Consider the following 18,742-nt stretch of genomic DNA (forward strand, 5'->3'; position numbering starts at 1 on the left):
GAGCCTTTTGAATTTTATAAAATTCCGCTTAGTTGATACTGTTCAGCATGTCAGCGATTTCATCTAATCTTGGTGTTAAGATGATTTCAATTCTGCGGTTTTTAGCTTTTCCTTCCGGAGTTGCGTTACTTGCTAATGGCGAAAATTCCCCACGACCTGCAGCTGTTAATTTCTGCTTATTGATTTTACCGTTTTCACTTAAAATAGCTACGATTGCTGTTGCTCTTTTAGTAGATAAATCCCAGTTGTTGGCGATTGGACCTGAGCCTCCGTACGGATCATCATCTGTATGTCCTTCGATTAAAACAGACAGATCCGGATTATCGCCCAATACTTTTCCTAACTCTACAACCGCTTTTCTACCCTCTGCACCGACTGCCCAGCTTCCTGAATTGAAAAGCAATTTGTTTTCCATAGAAACATAAACTTTTCCGTTTTTCTGTTCTACAGTCAAACCTTTACCTTCAAAACCATTTAAAGCTTTAGATAAAGTTTCTTTCAGGTTACGCATAGCCTCTTCTTTAGCCGCAATCATATCTTCTAATTCCTTAAGACGGTTTGCCGTTTTGTCTAAACGAGCCTGTTCATCGGCAAGTGCTTTGGCTTTGGCTTCTAATTGCGCTAACAATTCACGGTTTTTAGCCATGTTTTTTTCTAAGGCATCGTTGCTGTTTTTCTCTAATGCATTATAAGATTCCTGCAGCACTTTGTACTTTTTTTGCTCAGCAGCCAGATCCGCTTTTTGTTTTGCTAATTCATCCTTTGTTGCAGCTAAATCCTTGGTTAATTTATCACGGTCTAATTCTAACTGATTTTTATCTTTTTTTAATTCACTGTTTTCATCAGCAATAGAACGGTTTTCTTTTTTTAAGTCTGAATATTTTGTTTCCAGGTCATTGTAGATTTTTTTGGAAACACAAGACGTTGATAATGCCAGAACAAGCAATCCAAGTGAGGCTTTTTTAATCATTTTTATGGTATTTATAATTAGGTTATTATTCTTTAAATATTCTTCTTACCGCGATGCCCTAGCCCTGATTGAAATGGAAATCCTTTGTGTTTTTTCTTTAAAAACACAAAGATTGCAATGGAAAGCAGGAAACAGCTCCTTACCTTTATTCTGCTAACAATTCTGCCCTTCGCTTTAAAGCCTTCGACTTCGCTTAGAATGACAATTATTCAGGACTTAGAACGTTGCTTTTTCTAACAATAACAATACCAGAATTACTCAATCTCAACCAAAACGGGGCAATGATCTGAATGTATGGCATCAGGAAGAATAACGGCACGTTTGAGTCTGTGCTCTAAAGGCTGACTTACCAGGTTGTAATCGATACGCCATCCTTTATTATTTCCTCTGGCCCCTGCACGATAGCTCCACCAGGTATAATGATGCGGATCTTTGTTGAAATGGCGAAAACTGTCTATAAAGCCTGTTTTCATAAAACCGTCCAGCCATGCACGCTCCTGTGGCAAAAATCCGGATACGGTTTTGTTTCGAACGGGATCGTGGATATCGATTGCCTCGTGGCAAATATTGTAATCGCCACAAATAATGATGTTAGGGATAGACTGTCTTAGCTCGGTCACATAAGTTTGAAAATCATCCATATACATAAATTTATGGTCTAATCTTTCTATATTGGTTCCTGAGGGAAGATAAAGGCTCATTACCGAAACATCATCAAAATCGGCACGGAGATTACGGCCTTCAAAGTCCATATGGTGAATTCCGGTTCCATACACCACCTGCTGGGGTTCAATTTTAGATAAAATGGCGACACCGCTGTATCCTTTTTTGGTTGCAGGGTAATAATATTGATACGGATACCCGGCAGCGGTAATCTCTTCTGTGGGAATTTGTTCCTTCGTAGCCTTAATTTCCTGTAGACAAATTACATCAGGATTGGCATGCTGAAGCCAGTTAATAAACCCTTTTGAAATAGCTGCGCGTATTCCGTTTACATTATAAGAAATAATTTTCATGCGATTTTTTTAGATTTTCAAAAGTAATAAAAATGCGGAAAGTTTACCTAACAAACACTAAAAGTAGAGTTTTTTGTTATCTTTGTTCGCTGTTCTAATAAATTAAAAAAGTACATGGGTTTAGTTACCGCGAAAGAAGTTGCAAAGGCAATAAATGTTGACAAGTACGGAGTTTTCGGTACTTTTTCTGGCTGGATTCTCATGAAGGTTCTTAAAATATCGACCCTCAATAAAATTTACGATCACAATAAACATTTAGAAGATGTTGCTTTTTTAAACGGTATTTTGGATGAGATGGAAATTAAATTCGAAATCCCTGAAGAAGATTTAAAACGTCTGCCTAAGGATGGTGCTTATATTACGATTTCAAATCATCCGCTTGGAGGAATTGATGGTATTTTACTTTTGAAATTAATGCTTGAAAGAGAACCTAATTTCAAGATTATCGCCAACTTTTTGTTACATAGAATTATCCCGATGAAAAAATACATTATGCCGGTTAATCCTTTTGAAAATCATAAGGATGCGAAATCGAGCGTAATAGGTATCAAAGAAACTTTGCGTCATTTAAGCGACGGAAAACCTTTGGGGATTTTTCCTGCAGGTGAAGTTTCGACTTACAAAGACGGCAAATTAGTAGTTGACAAACCATGGGAAGAAGGAGCTATAAAACTAATCAGAAAAGCAAAAGTTCCGGTTGTACCGATTTATTTTCACGCCAAAAACAGCAAATTATTCTACTGGCTTTCTAAAATTGACGATACTTTGCGTACTGCCAAATTACCATCGGAGCTTCTTACACAAAAAGACCGTGTCATTAAAGTTCGTATTGGAAAACCAATTTCAGTGAACGAGCAAAACGAAATCGAATCTTTTGAAGAATACTCCGAGTTTTTAAGAAAGAAAACCTATATGCTGGCCAATCCTTTCGAAAAAGAGCATAAATTACTGGATACAGCCAATTTAAAAATTCCGAAAGCGCCTAAAAAGATTGTTACTGCTGCCAACGAAGCAAAAATGATTGATGAGGTTCAGGCATTAAGAAACAGCAATTGCCGTTTACTGCAAAGTAAAAATTATGAGGTTTTTTTCGCGAGGGCAAAATCAATTCCGAATATTTTACATGAAATTGGGCGTTTACGTGAAATTACTTTCCGTGAAGTTGGTGAAGGCACAAACGAATCAATAGATTTAGACCAGTTTGACCAATATTACCACCATATGTTTTTATGGGATGAGGATACTAAAAAAATTGCCGGAGCTTACCGAATGGGATTAGGTTCTGAAATTTATCCGAAATACGGAATTGAAGGTTTTTATCTCAATGACCTTTTCAGGTTTGAACCTGAATTACACGATATGATGCACAAATCTATCGAAATGGGACGTGCTTTTATCATTAAAGATTATCAGCAAAAACCAATGCCGTTATTCTTGCTATGGAAAGGAATTATCCATACCACTTTGCGTTACCCGGAACATAAATATTTATTGGGCGGAGTAAGTATCAGCAATCAATTCTCAGACTTCTCAAAATCGTTGATGATTGAATTTATGAAGTCCAACTATTACGATCCGTATATTGCACAATATATCCACCCAAAAAAGGCTTATAAGGTAAAACTGAAGGATGCTGACAAAGACTTCATTTTTGATGAAGCCGAATCAGACCTGAACAAGTTTGATAAAATTATTGACGAACTTGAACCTGGAAATTTACGTTTGCCTGTTTTAATTAAAAAATACATCAAACAAAATGCACGTGTAGTAGCTTTTAACGTAGATCCTTTGTTTAATAACGCTGTAGATGGTTTAATGTACATCAGGATTGCAGACATACCGGAAAGCACCATGAAACCAGTAATCGAAGAGTTTCAGATTGAACTGGAGCGCAAATTATCTGAAAAAGAAGATATCAGTTAAGAAAATTTTTTTACACAAAAAAGAAAACCCATTTCGTTTGAAATGGGTTTTTTATGTTTTAGAACCAGCCTTTTTTACCAACCTGATAAGTCTGATAAAAGTCTTCGTCTGTTTTAGTCAGGTAGATAATGCCTTCAACGAAACCAATTAGGCTCCCGAATCCGCAAGTAACTAAAGTGACTACTAACTGGATTATCCCTTCCTGAGTATATCCTAAAATAAATTTATGCACTCCAAATCCCCCTAAAACGATACCGAGGACTCCGGCAAGAACTTTTTTGTTTTCTTCTCTGCGAACCGGAGGATTATTCCAGTCTTCTGTTTTTGTATTTTCCATTTTTTTAAATATAAATTAATTATTCTTCTACACTTCCAATTTTATTGATCTCGTCAAACTCTTCTTTAGGATCCGGACCATATTCATTTGAACCAAAATTCCCTTCTGTACACAATAGAACAAGTATCCATATACCTCCTACAACAGGTATAAAACGAACAAGATAAAACCATCCACTTTTCCCAATATCATGCATTCTTCTTACAATTAATGCTAAATATGGTATTAAAATTGCCAAAAAATAAATAACAAAAAAACCAAAAGCTATCGAAAACCCATCTTCACTATTATCGAAAAACATTCCTAAAAAAGATCCTATAGCTAAAATGCCAAAAACAATTAAAATTTGCGCCAGTACAAAATACCAATATTCACATCTTCTTGCACGACCATTAAAATTTGCATAGTTTTCAAAAACTACTTTTTTGTACCATTCAATCATAAAAAATATTTTATTTAATCTTCACTCATGTAAGCCTTTACTTATTTCATTTTTAAAAATTTTGTTAAATTTAACAACAATATTAAAAAAAAATAACTTCAAAAACTAATTATAGAAATAAATTTTACAGAAAAAACCTGTTATTAAAATCTAAACCTATGTTGTTTATTTTGAGTACAAAACCTTTATTTTATCAACAATTACCTGCGCCAAACGCTCATGGCTTTCAAATGTCCAGCCTGCAATATGAGGAGTCAGAATTACTTTTTTCCCATCCAGCAGGTATTGAAAAGCTTCCGGGGTATTTTTTTCCTGAAAAAGTGTCTCGAAAGAAAGTTTTTCATATTCCAAAACATCCAGACCTGCCCCTAAAACTTTTCCGGACTTCATGGCTTCAACCAAATCAGCTGTGACGATGTTTTTACCTCGGGAAGTATTTATGATCCAAATTGGTTTTGCAAATGCATTAATGAAATTCAAGTCGATCATTTTGTCGGTTTCAGGCGTCCAAGGGATATGCAGGCTCAAGACATCTGTTTTTTGCTGTAATTCCTGTAATGAAACCTGTCTTGCATTTTGATCTCCCCTATTATCTGCAATATCATAACACAAGACTTCAACATCAAAACCACGCAGTTTTTTGGCGAAGGCTTTTCCCATGTTTCCGTATCCGATAATTCCCACCGTTTTTCCGTCAAGTTCATGTCCACGATTGCTTTCCCTGTTCCATGCTCCTGAGCGAATTTCGCTATCTGCCTGATTCAGTTTATTAAAAAGAGACAAAATCATTCCCAAAGTATGTTCTGCAACAGCGTTGCAATTACCTTCCGGAGCCGCTATAAGATGGATATCTTTCTCCAAAGCGTATTCACAGTCAATACTTTCAAGGCCTGCTCCTACTCTGGCAATAAACTGAAGATTGACTGCTTTATCAATAAAGTGTTTATCAATTTTAAAACGGCTTCGGATAACGATTCCGTTATAATCCTGAATTTTGGCTTCAATTTCTTCTTTTGAGGAGGTAAAATCGGCATGATTTTCAAAACCTGCTTCTTCTAATTGTTTCCAAAGTATCGGATGATTGCTGTCAATATGTAGAATTTTTATGCTCATTTTTTTGATTTAGAAAAACAAAAATAATGTTTATTATTTATTATAAGGATTTCGATGCTCATCAGGGTATCATAAATTTTTTATTGAGAAGATTTTCTTTAACTTTGAAAATAACACTGCAAGAAAGGTGTAATTACAAGATTCGGCCTTTATCTGCATAAAATATCTTAAATGAAATTAACCAAAACTTTTAAAGCATTTTTTGAAAGCGAAAAATCCGGAGGTCTGTTATTGCTTTTTGTAACTGTTATTTCTCTATATCTCGCAAATTCTGTCTTCAAAACCAGTTATCTTTCTTTCTGGGAAACCCCAATTGGTCATCATTCTGTAACTCACTGGATCAATGACGGCTTGATGACAATCTTCTTTTTACTAATAGGATTAGAACTTGAGCGTGAAATTTACAACGGAGAATTGTCCAGTATAAAAAATGCATCATTACCCATAATGGCTGCATTAGGAGGAATGATAATTCCTGCCGCGCTTTTTTTAACTTTAAATTACGGAACCGAAACGCAAAACGGAGCAGGTATCCCTATGGCAACAGATATTGCCTTTGCGATTGGTATTTTATCACTTTTAGGTAAAAAAGTTCCTGTCTCTTTAAAAATTTTCCTGACAGCTCTTGCCGTAATTGATGATTTGGGAGCCATAATTGTAATTGCTGTTTTTTACACTGCGTCTATCTCTTTTATAAATCTGGGAATCGCATTGGGAATTTGGATCTTTTTATTTATTTTGAACCGAATGAAAATTTACAATTTGATTCCTTATTTGATTGGCGGGGCAGTTATGTGGTATTTTATGCTTAACTCAGGTGTCCATGCAACTATAACAGGTGTCATACTGGCCTTTGTTATTCCGTTTGGTGAAGGTGATGAAAAATCTATATCTTATAAATTACAGCATTTTTTGCATTATCCGGTAGCTTTTGCAATATTGCCACTTTTCGCTATGGCAAATACGTGTATAGCCATTGAATCAGACTGGCATGAAGGTCTGAATCATCCCAATACATTTGGAATTATATTAGGCCTAATTATCGGAAAGCCCTTAGGTATATTGCTTTTTTCTTTTATCGGAGTAAGTGCAGGAATTTGCACATTGCCAAATAACTTAAAATGGCAGCATGTTTTAGGTGCAGGTATGCTTGGAGGTATTGGTTTTACAATGTCAATTTTTATAACCATTCTGGCTTTTAAAGACCATGAAACCATTATATTTTCAAAAGTTGCGATTTTAATTGCCTCTGTACTTTCAGGAATTTTTGGCTTTGTTTATTTGAAATATATTTTAAACAAAAAGAAGAAGAAAAAGTAATTCCATAAAAAAATCCAAATTTCAAATTAAACTGAAATTTGGATTTTTTTAAATGATTTTTTGAACTATCCTTTAATTTGTTTTAAAGAAGTTTTGATTCCTTTGATTAATGAAGAACTGAAGCCATTATGTTCCATTTCATTCAGACCGACAATTGTACATCCCTGAGGTGTTGTAACGCGATCGATTAACTGTTCCGGATGAACTTTTTCTTCCAATAGCATTTTGGCTGCTCCTTTTACCGTTTGTGCCGCAATGGCGAGCGCAGTCTGAGAGTCAAATCCAATTTCGATTCCTGCCTGCATTGATGCACGAACATATCTCAAAGCATAAGCTGTTCCGCAGGCACCTAAAACAGTTGCAGCGTCCATTAATTTTTCATCTATAACCGGAGCAGTTCCTAAATCCTGGAAAAGATCTACAATTGGCAAAGCTTTCTCCCTGTCTTTTTCAGGAAACGAAATACAAGTCGCTGATTCCCCAAATTGTGCTGCGATATTTGGCATGATCCTTACTACCGGGTATTCATTATTTGTTTTAGACTGAAGCATATCCAAAGACAAACCGCTTACTGCAGAAGCTATGGTTTTTCCCTGAATAACAGGTAGAATCTCAGCAAGAACAGTATCAACCTGATACGGTTTTATTGTTAAAATTATCACATCCGCTTCCTGGATGTTATGTTTATTATCAGACGAAACCGTAATTCCTAATTCAGTTAAATACTGAATACTGGCAGTATTTCTTCTGGTTACCGTTACTTTATGGTTTTGTGAAAATTTTGCAATCCCCAGGGCAACAGAAACTCCCAGGTTTCCTCCGCCTATAATATGTACTTTCATTCCGGTTTACTTTATTCTTATTAATTACTAATTGTAGTTTTTTAAAATGGAGCTACAAATTACATGATTTATCCCGAATCTATTCTTTCAAATTATAAATAAATCTGGAATAATTGTTATATCTAAAAGCAAAAACCGTTTTAATAACCTAAGATTAATCGGGCTATGCCAAAATAAATCATTATTCCAAAGACATCGTTGGTAGTAGTGATAAAAGGCCCTGTTGCTATTGCCGGGTCAATTTTGTTTTTATTCAAAAATAATGGAACTAATACTCCTAATGTCGCAGCAAAAATGATTACTACCAGCATAGAAATTGAGATTGCAAATCCAACCAGATATTGTTGATACATTACAGAATGATACAAAAATAAAAATAAGGAAATTATCATTCCTGAAATCAATGCCACCGAAAGCTCCTTAGTAAGATATGCCCTGCTGAAGTCTTTTAAAGTTCCATTTGCCAAACCCTGAACAACAATTGCAGATGCCTGAACACCTATATTTCCTGCAGTAGCTGAAAGCAAAGGCACAAAAATCATTAAAGTAAAATAAGGCTGCATTGAATTCTGATTGCCTTCAAGAACTTTTGAAGCAACAATTTCTATCACCATCCCAATAAGCAGCCATGGCAAACGTGCTTTGGTCAATTCCAGGATACTATCATTTGATTCAACATCCTGAGTGATACCCGCTGCAAGCTGATAATCTTTATCTGCTTCGTCCTTGATTACATCTACGATATCGTCAATAGTGATTCTTCCAACAAGACGCCCAAGCTCATCTACAACGGGAATTGCTTCCAAATCGTATTTTTGCATGATACGGGCTACTTCAACGTCTTCGGTATCAACGTTTACAAAATTCAGTTTACGGATATAAACATCGCCTATTTGTGTTTTGGTCGAAGAAGTCAGTAAATCTTTTAGCGACAATCTTCCTTTTAAGCGGTTTTCATCATCTACTACATAAATCGAATGCACTCTGGACACATTTTCAGCCTGAATACGCATTTCTTTTACGCATGTGAGAACATTCCAGTTTTCGTTTACTTTTACAAGCTCTTTCCCCATCAGGCCACCGGCAGAATTTTCGTCGTAGCGCAATAAATCGACAATGTCTTTTGCATGCTCAACGTCAATTAATTCTGAGATTACCTCAGCTTTAATTTCCTGCGAAAGTTCGGCAATAATATCTGCCGCATCATTGGTTTCGAGCTCATCAAGCTCCTCGGCGATTTCTTTTGGTGAAAGTCGGCTTAAGATATTTTCACGCAGGTCATCTTCTAATTCAAGGAGAATCTCAGCGGTTTTATCACTATCTAAGACCTTAAAAATATAGGTCGCATCATCAAAATCCAGTTCATCAAGGATTTCGGCGATATCAGCGTGGTGCAGATCATTCAGTAAAACTTCAAGTTCTTTGTCGTTTTTCTGAACAATTTGTTCTTCTAATTGCTGGATTAATTCTTTACTAACTTTGAACTCCATCGGCTTCTATTTTTTGAGTCAGTTCAATAAATTCTTCTGTGCTAAGTTGCTCGGGACGTTTATCAAAGATAGTGTCTAATCGCAAATCATCAGTTAAATTTAATGTTTTCAAACTGTTACGTAATGTTTTTCGTCTTTGCTGAAAAGCCGTTTTTACCACTGTAAAAAATAACTTTTCGCCACACGGAAGACTATAATCTTCCTTTCGGGTCATTTTCATCACACCCGATTTCACCTTGGGCGGAGGAATAAAAACATTTTCATCAACAGTAAACAAATACTCAGTATCATAGAAAGCCTGTGCCAGAACGGACAGTATTCCGTAAGTTTTTGATCCTTTTTTCTCGCAGATCCGCTCTGCAACTTCCTTTTGAAACATTCCTGAAAACTCCGGAATCTGATTTCTGAATTCTAATGCTCTAAAAACAATCTGTGAAGAGATATTATAAGGAAAGTTACCAATTATGGCGAACTGCTTGTTTTCGTAAACCTGGTTTATATTGTATTTCAGAAAGTCTTCTGAAATGATTTTATCTTTTAATTTTGGATAGTTGGCATCCAGATACGCTACAGATTCAGTATCAATCTCGATTACCCGGGTCGTAACTGGTTTGTCAAGTAAATATTTAGTAAGCACACCCATCCCCGGTCCTATTTCTAAAACCTCCTCGTATCCCTTTAAGCTTAAAGTATCTGCAATTGCTTTTGCGATGCTTTCGTCTTTAAGGAAATGCTGTCCTAAATGTTTTTTGGCTTTTACTTTTTCCATTTTCTTTCTTGTTTTGCCACGAGGGCGCAAAAGTATTGTTTTTGCAGCGAAGACTAAAGTTTATTTCGCTTTTTTTGCCTCTAAGACACTAAGAAACAAAGTTCATTTTTCTCCTGAATCGATGATAATCTGGAAATTATCTTTGTTTTTATCAACCTTGTTTTTTACAGGAAACCTACTTATTCGTTCACTCATCGTAAAAAACTATAAAATCGCTCAACTTTTGATAATTTCAAAAAGTCTTCCTGCCGTTGCTTATTACTTTCTTCTTTGGTTTGAAATCGAATTTCCATAACCCTTTTTTGAGTAAAAACTAATTGAAAATCAATTAATGTTCTGAAATAACCTGCAACTCTGTTCTGAAAGAAAGCATTTTATCAGCAAACAATTCAAGTGCTTCCCTATCAAAATGTGGCTGATCCTCAAGATAGTATTTCTCCAGAGTATCCTTACTGTCAGTTGTATATTGAACAGAATAGGTAATTCCGCCCATTTCTTCTTCTACTAAAACTTTTACAATTCGTGCGGAAGAAAATTTATTGGTAGCCAGAATTTCCGGAATATGTTTTTCCTGCATCCATTTCAACCATCGGTCATGAACGCTTTCGTGTATATTGGTGGTAACGTTGTAAATAATCATATTTTTTAAGGTTCTGAGATACTAAGCTTCTAAGGTCATGAGTTTTTGACTCAAAACTTAAAACAAATTATCTTAATTACTAATTCTTTGCTTTTGGAATTTAGACTCGAGCGACAGCGAACTGGCGAAGCAATTTAAAATATTGAAATTTTATAAATTCTTATCTCCTCTCAACTCGCGGTATTTTTTCCTCGCATCGACAAAGTAAATACTATCCTGATGGTTAAAAATTACTTTTTCATACAAAGGTTTTGCCTTTTCGGTATCTTTCAGATCATGATTGTAAATTTCTGCCGAAAAGAAAAGTGCTTCATCTACATAAATTCCGTCGCTATGATGGTCAATCACCTGCTGGTATTGGCTTAAAGCCGGGTTATAATCTTTCAGGCTTTCATAGACTTTACCTAAACGCAACATTGTTACAGCTTCAATTTCCTGCCCTTTGAATGACTTTAGAATGTTCTGAAACTGTGTAATTGCTTCCTGTTTTTTATTCTGATAAAGTAAAAAATCACCTTTTGCAAACTGTTTTAAAGCAGTTTGTGTTGAATCGGCAACGGTGTTGTCATTGATGAGTAAAAAATATTCCAGGGCATCATTTGCTATCAATTGTGTATTGGCCGACTTTAATTCTTTGAATTGTTTTAAAGCCCATTCAAAATCGGTTTTAAAATAACTTGTTTTGGCCGCTTTTAAACTTGCCTCGTGTGACATCATATCGTTCTTTAAATCCAGCTGAATCTGCGAATAATAAATCAGCGCCTGATTGAATTTTTCTTCCAGAAGCAAAATATCGCCAAGTTCCATTTTTGCATCCGCTTTCTGGTATTCATTTAAATTCAGTTCTAAAGCCTTTTTTATAATTGTCTTGCCTTCTTCTGTCTTTTTTAAATTAAAAGCCAGGAAATGTGACTGAATTAATTGTAAAGGTAAGGTAAAAGGAGTCACGCCGTAAGTTGCAAGCAAATGTTCTAACTCAGCAGCGATGGCAGGGTAATCCATTTCTGATGCTTTATCAATTTTAATCTGCATCAGACTGGCATTCGTACGGATCAGCAAATCCTGATCTTTTGTGTTCTGCAGAATAAAATTCAAAATTTCTGCCGCTGTTTCAGTATCATCTTCGTTCAGTGCAAACTGACTTAAATTTATAATGCTGATTAAAGATTCAGGTTCCCGTTTGTAAATCGCTTTTTCCTGAATAAAAGCTTTTCCGAATTCTTTTTGCTGCACATAAAACCAACTGAGATAATGATTCCAGAATACATCCTGATTTTGCTGTGTTTTCAGGATTAAGGCTTTCCGCATCGCATCCTTAAAAGCGGTATTATCAGTTTCTCCGTTCATGAAACGCGATAATTGTGTCTGAATCAGATTCGTATTCTGCGGATTCTGAAAAGATTCGGTTAGCAGAAGATCAATCATCTGGTCAGTCTTCCCCAATTGCCCGTACAGCATTCCAATCTGGAAATTAAAATTGTAATTCGGCTGCATCTGCATTCCTGTCTGATACGCTTTTAAAGCATATTCCAGCAATACTTTTTTCTCAAAAGAATTGGCAATTCCGTAAACTTCATTCGGACTGGTTTTGATTTTTTCAATTGCCTGATCGTAAAAATTTTTAGCCTTCGATTCGTTTTTCTGCAATTGAAAATTATATCCCAGTTCAACTAAAAAAACGCCTTGTTTATAGCGATTGTAACGCTCCTGAATCATTTTTTCGGCATTCGCAAATTGCTGCAGCTGCTGATAAGATTCAACAGTTCTTAAAAAGTATTGGGTATTGGATGGCGAGGCATTTAAAAGCTGTTCATAACTGATTTTTGCTTTTTCGAAATCGCCTTTATCATAGTAATACTGAGCAAGCTGTTCGTTTTGAGAAAATGCAAAAGGGGACCACAATAAAACGATATAGATACAGATGTTTTTCATATTTCAGTTTTTAATGTGGGGGATTTGCAATTTAAGAAACCTAACAGATTCTAAAAACCTGTTAGGTTAACTCTAAATTACTAAAATTAGTTTATAATATCAAATCCGCAGTAAGGGCGTAAAACTTCTGGAATTACGATTCCTTCCGGCGTTTGGTAATTTTCTAAAATTCCGGCTAAAACTCTAGGAAGTGCTAATGAACTTCCGTTAAGCGTATGCGCCAGTTGGTTTTTTCCGTCTTTGTCTTTGAAACGCAATTTCAGACGATTTGCCTGGAATGTTTCGAAATTAGAAACAGAACTGATTTCTAACCAGCGATCCTGAGCTGTAGAAAACACTTCAAAATCATACGTTAATGCTGAAGTGAAACCCATATCGCCTCCGCAAAGACGAAGAATCCTGTATGGCAGTTTCAGTTCCTGCAAAATATTTTTTACGTGCTCCACCATTCCGTCAAGCGCTGCATAAGAATTATCAGGATGCTCTATTCGTACAATTTCTACTTTATCAAATTGGTGCAAACGGTTTAATCCTCGAACGTGCGCTCCGTATGAACCAGCCTCGCGACGGAAACATGGTGTATAAGCGGTATGCAGAATTGGAAGATCGCTTTCGTTTAAGATCACATCACGGAACAAATTCGTAACCGGAACCTCGGCTGTCGGAATCAAATATAAATCGTCAACAGTTGAATGGTACATTTGCCCTTCTTTATCCGGCAATTGCCCTGTTCCGTAACCTGAAGCTTCGTTAACCAAATGCGGCACCTGAACTTCGTTGTAACCTGCAGCCGTATTTTTATCTAAAAAATAATTGATCAGAGCACGCTGTAAACGGGCACCTTTTCCTTTATAAACCGGAAATCCTGCACCTGTAATTTTTACACCCAGTTCAAAATCGATGATGTCGTATTTTTTTACCAGTTCCCAGTGAGGCTGTGCGCCTTCGTGTAAAACCGGAATATCACCTTCTTCAAAAACATTTAAGTTATCATCCGGTGTTTTCCCTTCAGGAACGATATCAGCCGGAAGATTCGGCAACGTGTATAATTTATTGGTCAGTTCAGCTGCCAGAGCTTCTGCTTTTTCTCCTAATTCTTTGCTTTTTTCTTTTAATGAAACCGTTTTTTCTTTTAAAATTGCTGCTTTGGCTTTCTCACCAGCTTTCATCAACTCGCCTATGTCTTTGGACAGTTTATTAGATTCAGATAAAGTATTGTCTAATTCTACCTGAGCTGCACGACGGTTTTCGTCTAATTGCACCACTTCTTCCACAACGCTTTTAGCATCGATATTTCGTTTTGCTAAAGCCTTGATTACTTTCTCCTGATTTTCTCTAATAAATGCGATTTGTAACATAGCTTGGTTTTTATAACTATTGTATTTTTTATAACGGAAGCAAATTTAAGGAAATGTTTCCTAAGATTACGACAAAGTTTCAGGGGAAAATGTGTTCAGAAGATTGTTTCGCAAAGTTGCACGAAGGTTATACAGAGATTGGCAAAATTTTATCGTGGCAAACTAAAAATCAATTTACAATTTAAATTCGAACTCTTAATTATAATCCAGAAACCTGTATCGGTCATCCTTTTTAAACACGTAAGCATGACCGTCGTATTTTAGTCTTTCGGATTCCTTTTTTACTTTGATAGTAGACTTTTCTTCCGTACCCGTTTCCTCGTCTGCTTCTACAGCAACTTCATACAAAAAGTTTTTTGAAACAATTAAATCCAGAAAACCATTTGTTTCTTCATTACAAACTATTAAACCTGTTTCTAAAGTCTCCAATTCAAAAGAACTTCTTCCGTTTGAATCACCCTGCGTTTTTCTGATTGGATATTCGTATAACACTTTTTTGATTTTGTTATTTACTAATGCCAAAATCGTAAATTTTTGCTGAGAATATAAACTAACACGACTACCCGAAGCTTCCTCGGTATAAATTGCTACACCTGTTGTATTTTCATTAAGCTGAATCAAATCTTTAAGAATATAGGTTTTCGAAAACTTCATTCCCTCATTTTCATTGTAACTCAGATTAAAATCGGCTTCCTGCGCAATTATTCTACCATCTTCTTTATTAACAAAAATGTATTTTCTTTCAAAATAATCACCCAAATCATACTCTTCTGCTTCCTGACCGTGTTCTTCGGTATCAACTAAATAAGTGATGACAAAAAAGGTAATTTTATCATTGTAAGTAACAGAAGTTGTTTCATTGATTCTTAAATCAGAATAGCTGATATTTAGACTTGTAGCTGTTTTTTTCAAGAGATCCAAATCCAGTTCATCAGACAGTAGTATATTTTCATTGTCTTTAAAAACAAGCTTTTCGACTGGTTTTGGTTTTTCATTTTCAGTTTGCACATCTTCCACAAGAGTGGAATTTTCACCAATGGTTTGTTTTTTATGTTCTTCGCAGGAGCTTAAAAATAAGAAAACGCCAATGACAATCAGGTAGGTTTTAAGTTTCATCATTTTTTGATTTTATTATTAGGGGCTTTCAAATATAAAATATTCTTACTAAGCTTTTTAAATAAAACCAGATTAATTGATACATAACTATTTATGCTCGGTCAGCAAACCTTTTAATTCTTTGGCTTTTAAAAAGGCAGCAAAACGTCCGGACAACAAGAGCATTTCTCTTTCTTCGGGCGTTATTTTTAGTTTGGTTTCAACATGCGAAGCAAATTCATATAAAATCAGGATATTGGATGCCGTTAATTCGTTAAACTTATCACGGGTAAGTGTGGCCAGGATTATTTCTCCGTCTTTGTCACGTGTAAAACTAAGTTCTCCAAACTGTTCTGTTAAATCGTGTCTGAACTTGTCATAAAATTTGAGCCAGTTATTATAATCATCATCAGCATTTTTCAGTTCTGTAACGATTTTTTCATATGCTTCGTCTTTTTTAAGTTTTAGCAAATGATCTTTCAGGGTCGTAAAACCAATTATCTGATAATTTGATAAAGGCATTTTATAACTTTCAAATGCATCTTCAATATCGCTCTCAAAAGTCATGTATCGCGTCTGAACCGTATATAAGGAAGCGGTTTCAAGCAATGAAATCAGTTTAATTTTTTCATCATTTATATAAGGTTCCTTTTTTCCCTGACCCAGACAATCGATAAAAAGTGCTTTTTTGTTTTTATTATTCACTTTAGTATCATCTTGAAGGAGCTCCATTAAAGTTTTATAACCCATATTATCCGAGGCGCCTCCATCTATGATGCACAATATTTTATCCTGCCCTTTAATTCCGAATTTCGTTTTTGGAAGCACTCCCGGAAAAGCAGAACTCGCAGTAATTCCGAATGTAAGCGGAAAACCATAACCATCGTTTACATCGTTTTCGTCTAAACAAATCGAAGCTTTATTGGGAGCCAGAGACGAATTTATATGCAGCCCTCTGATAACGTGCGGCATAAACGCAATTCGTTCTCCGTTGTTATAGGCTGTTCCATTGGCCACCATCATCGGCAAAAAAGGCTGTAAAGTGCTGCCCTTTGGAACAAAAAAATCAGACAAAAGCATTTGGGTTTTGCATTTATCAGGATTGTCAGGATTAGTGCTGTCATATTGCAAAACCTCCAGATCCAGTTGCTGACTCATCGATATTTTATCACCTTTTTCGTTCTTACTGTTATTGAGAAGTGATAAAATACTGGCCGATTTATTCACATAATCTTTATAAGCATCGGCTTTGGAAAAGTAAAAATCATTAAAGGACTGATGTTCCTGATAGAGTTTGTTTTTCAGAATCGTCAAATAGTAACCTGCCGAATAACAGCCTCCGGAAACCGTTGAGAAATAATCGATTTCGTTTAAAAATTTGTGATGGGAATTGTCTTCTGTGATTTCTTCTAATCCCAAAAGCACACCCATACTAAAAAACTGTGCTCTGGAACCCCCGCCTGAAATAGCCACTCCTAAAGCAATATTGGGATTTTGGAAGTCTTTATCGCGTTCCTGAACCGATTTATATTCACTTAAAGAAACGGGCGGAATCGAATTGTAGCTAATCTCAGAGAAAAGACTGATTTTATTTTGAGAAATTCCTGGTTTAAAACTAAAAAGAAATACAATCAGGACAATCTTGGAATATGTGCACTTCATTTTGACTTTAATAACTAATTCACTGAAAGCGAAGTTACAAGAAAGTTAAATACAAAAACAACCCTAATCGAAATATACAACTAAGAACGCTTAATTTCATGACCCAAATATTCCTCCAAAACAGCAAACATATCGTCAACCGGAAGCACTTCAAAATCGGGATGGTTTTTTAAGAAGGCTGCATTGAGTTCAGTAAGGTTTTCATTCAATTCAAAAAAGGCATTATTGTTCAGTAAATCCCTGGTTGGATTGATGCCTTCAAACTTTCCGTTTAAGAATTTACCAATTTTTACACTGCTTAATAATTTAACCCTTTTGGCCTGAGCCTGAAATAATTCTAAATGTTTTTCGGCACCAATCAGGGCAAGACCTTCTTCGATAAGTTCATTAAGTTCCTTATTCCAACGGGAATCATATACAAATTTTGCAAAATTACCTTCAGTATATTTAGACACATAAAAGTCAAGATAATAACTCATCAAAGCATCTTCGTGAATAAACTCGTCGCCCACGCCTTCTTCACGCATTAAATTGATTACGGAAATATTAGAATTGATTATATCCTGTGGATTGCTGCTGTCCATAGCCGTTTCTGAAACTTGTATTCTGCCGAATTCTTCCATTTTGATTTGTTTAGGGATTGTTTTGCACAATCTGATTATATGACACCCTCGTCATTATTCTTCTTTTCATTCATTTTTGCCACCAAAGCTTTTAAACGCATGGCACGCTCTTTTTTCTCTTCCTGAACTCTGGCCTTTTTCCGGTTTAGCAATTTGGTGTGTAACGCCTTGTTTTTTGTATTTTTTTCAGGTCCTTTTGCCATGATACAATTTGTTTTTTGCAAATTTCGGGTAAATAATGATAAAATTGGCAATAAATTTTTGGGCGTTTCCCTCCGGGCCGGGCTATCCGTTGCAAGTCCACACTCTTCCTTCGTCAGCCTGCGGGCTTTCCACTTCTATCCCAATGTCATTAAGTTAACGTCACTTCGAGTGATTTTTAATCATAATGCGATAGCTTTATTATTAAAAATTGTATCGAGAAGCTTTCTAATACTAAGGTTCTCGATACATTTTCTTTAAAAAAAGCTATCGCATTTTTAAAGAAAACACTCGAACTGACGACAATATCCCTTAATTTAATGACATTGAATTCTATCCCTAACGCAATCTCGTTTTCATAAGAAGATTTAGTTTTAAAAGATTAATATGCGACATTAAAAAGAATCTCTTTAATTAAATATCCTAAAGACCAGAACCTCAACGCAACCTTTTAAAAAAATAAACATCTGTTAACAAAGAGAATAACTAACCAATTCTCAAAACTAAAAAACTAAAAACCATGAAACAGATTATTACCCTTTTTACTATTTTATTTTTATTAACTGGCTGCAGCAATGATAATGACAATAACGATTCAGGTCAGTCCGATGTTGAATTTAAAGTTATTGCTCAGGGAGACCCAAGTCCTTCTCAGACAGAAAATATTTCTAAATCAAATTTTGTCGTAAAAAATACCGAAAGCTGGAACGCTTTTCTGAGTAAAATGAGCAGCTACGAAACCTCTAAATTTACGGAAACCAGTATTGATTTTACAAAATATCAGATCATTATTGTTTTTGATCAGGTATATGGCAACGGCGGGCATTCGATTGACATCACAAAAATCACTGAAAATAATAATAGCATATTCGTGCACGTGGAAAAATTGCTCAAAGGAAACATTGCTACAGTGGTAACGCAGCCTTATCATATCGTTAAAATAGCTAAGTCTCCAAAAAAAGTAGTTTTTAAATAAAAGGATAATCCTATAATTTACAAGTCAAATCCA

18 protein-coding genes are annotated in these 18,742 nt (G+C 35.5%); 3 read left to right on the top strand and 15 right to left on the bottom strand.

Features of this window, described 5'->3' with window-relative positions; genetic code table 11:
• Positions 1-28: 28 nt before the first annotated feature.
• Positions 29-970, bottom strand: coding sequence for an OmpA/MotB family protein (locus GXM17_RS14955; protein WP_163400134.1), 942 nt, complete (start codon positions 968-970; stop codon positions 29-31).
• A gap of 254 nt (positions 971-1,224) precedes the next feature.
• Positions 1,225-1,986, bottom strand: coding sequence for an exodeoxyribonuclease III (locus GXM17_RS14960; protein ID WP_163400135.1), 762 nt, complete (start codon positions 1,984-1,986; stop codon positions 1,225-1,227).
• A 114-nt stretch (positions 1,987-2,100) separates the two neighbouring features.
• On the opposite strand from GXM17_RS14960, the gene GXM17_RS14965 reads away from it, so the two are divergent.
• On the top strand, positions 2,101-3,909 hold the full coding sequence (locus GXM17_RS14965) for a GNAT family N-acyltransferase (protein ID WP_163400136.1): 1,809 nt from the start codon (positions 2,101-2,103) through the stop codon (positions 3,907-3,909).
• A gap of 58 nt (positions 3,910-3,967) precedes the next feature.
• Here the strand turns inward: GXM17_RS14965 and GXM17_RS14970 are convergent, their stop codons facing one another.
• From GXM17_RS14970 to GXM17_RS14980, 3 genes are all read right to left on the bottom strand, one after another.
• Positions 3,968-4,246: a TM2 domain-containing protein gene (locus GXM17_RS14970; RefSeq protein WP_163400137.1), complete on the bottom strand. Its 279-nt coding sequence runs from the start codon at positions 4,244-4,246 to the stop codon at positions 3,968-3,970.
• A gap of 19 nt (positions 4,247-4,265) precedes the next feature.
• The gene (locus GXM17_RS14975; RefSeq protein ID WP_163400138.1) at positions 4,266-4,688 is read right to left on the bottom strand and encodes a DUF805 domain-containing protein; all 423 of its coding nucleotides are present in this window, start codon (positions 4,686-4,688) and stop codon (positions 4,266-4,268) included.
• Between the two features lie 165 nt (positions 4,689-4,853).
• Positions 4,854-5,801 carry a 2-hydroxyacid dehydrogenase gene (locus GXM17_RS14980; RefSeq protein WP_163400139.1) on the bottom strand — a complete coding sequence of 316 codons (948 nt, stop codon included), beginning with the start codon at positions 5,799-5,801 and terminating at the stop codon, positions 4,854-4,856.
• 171 nt (positions 5,802-5,972) lie between these two features.
• Between GXM17_RS14980 and nhaA the strand changes: the two genes are divergently transcribed.
• Complete coding sequence (gene nhaA, locus GXM17_RS14985; RefSeq protein WP_163400140.1) at positions 5,973-7,121, top strand: Na+/H+ antiporter NhaA; 1,149 nt, start codon at positions 5,973-5,975, stop codon at positions 7,119-7,121.
• Positions 7,122-7,186: 65 nt separating this feature from the next.
• Here nhaA and proC read toward each other — a convergent pair whose 3' ends face one another.
• The 10 genes from proC to GXM17_RS21575 form a co-directional block, all read right to left on the bottom strand.
• Complete coding sequence (gene proC / locus GXM17_RS14990; RefSeq protein ID WP_163400141.1) at positions 7,187-7,963, bottom strand: pyrroline-5-carboxylate reductase; 777 nt, start codon at positions 7,961-7,963, stop codon at positions 7,187-7,189.
• A 140-nt stretch (positions 7,964-8,103) separates the two neighbouring features.
• Positions 8,104-9,453, bottom strand: coding sequence for a magnesium transporter (gene mgtE / locus GXM17_RS14995; RefSeq protein WP_163400142.1), 1,350 nt, complete (start codon positions 9,451-9,453; stop codon positions 8,104-8,106).
• Positions 9,437-10,222: a 16S rRNA (adenine(1518)-N(6)/adenine(1519)-N(6))-dimethyltransferase RsmA gene (rsmA, locus tag GXM17_RS15000; protein ID WP_163400143.1), complete on the bottom strand. Its 786-nt coding sequence runs from the start codon at positions 10,220-10,222 to the stop codon at positions 9,437-9,439. The genes mgtE and rsmA overlap by 17 nt, the downstream gene beginning before the upstream one ends.
• Before the next feature lie 328 nt (positions 10,223-10,550).
• The gene (locus tag GXM17_RS15005) at positions 10,551-10,862 is read right to left on the bottom strand and encodes a DUF4286 family protein (protein WP_163400144.1); all 312 of its coding nucleotides are present in this window, start codon (positions 10,860-10,862) and stop codon (positions 10,551-10,553) included.
• Between the two features lie 150 nt (positions 10,863-11,012).
• A complete protein-coding gene (locus GXM17_RS15010) occupies positions 11,013-12,794 on the bottom strand; it encodes a tetratricopeptide repeat protein (RefSeq protein WP_163400145.1) in 1,782 nt (593 codons plus the stop codon).
• A gap of 86 nt (positions 12,795-12,880) precedes the next feature.
• Positions 12,881-14,152: a serine--tRNA ligase gene (gene serS, locus GXM17_RS15015; protein ID WP_163400146.1), complete on the bottom strand. Its 1,272-nt coding sequence runs from the start codon at positions 14,150-14,152 to the stop codon at positions 12,881-12,883.
• A 195-nt stretch (positions 14,153-14,347) separates the two neighbouring features.
• Positions 14,348-15,271 (bottom strand): hypothetical protein, encoded by a 924-nt coding sequence (locus GXM17_RS15020; protein ID WP_244307410.1) that lies wholly within the window; start codon positions 15,269-15,271, stop codon positions 14,348-14,350.
• 84 nt (positions 15,272-15,355) lie between these two features.
• Entirely contained in the window at positions 15,356-16,909 is a 1,554-nt protein-coding gene (locus GXM17_RS15025; RefSeq protein WP_163400147.1) for a patatin-like phospholipase family protein, read from the bottom strand.
• A gap of 80 nt (positions 16,910-16,989) precedes the next feature.
• Positions 16,990-17,532, bottom strand: a complete 543-nt coding sequence (locus tag GXM17_RS15030) for a DMP19 family protein (protein WP_163400148.1) — start codon at positions 17,530-17,532, stop codon at positions 16,990-16,992.
• Between the two features lie 35 nt (positions 17,533-17,567).
• Complete coding sequence (locus GXM17_RS21575) at positions 17,568-17,735, bottom strand: hypothetical protein (protein ID WP_167522123.1); 168 nt, start codon at positions 17,733-17,735, stop codon at positions 17,568-17,570.
• A gap of 518 nt (positions 17,736-18,253) precedes the next feature.
• Between GXM17_RS21575 and GXM17_RS15035 the strand changes: the two genes are divergently transcribed.
• Entirely contained in the window at positions 18,254-18,709 is a 456-nt protein-coding gene (locus tag GXM17_RS15035; RefSeq protein WP_163400217.1) for a protease complex subunit PrcB family protein, read from the top strand.
• Positions 18,710-18,742 lie beyond the last annotated feature (33 nt).

The organism is Flavobacterium fluviatile (assembly GCF_010645065.1).
Taxonomy (GTDB): domain Bacteria; phylum Bacteroidota; class Bacteroidia; order Flavobacteriales; family Flavobacteriaceae; genus Flavobacterium; species Flavobacterium fluviatile.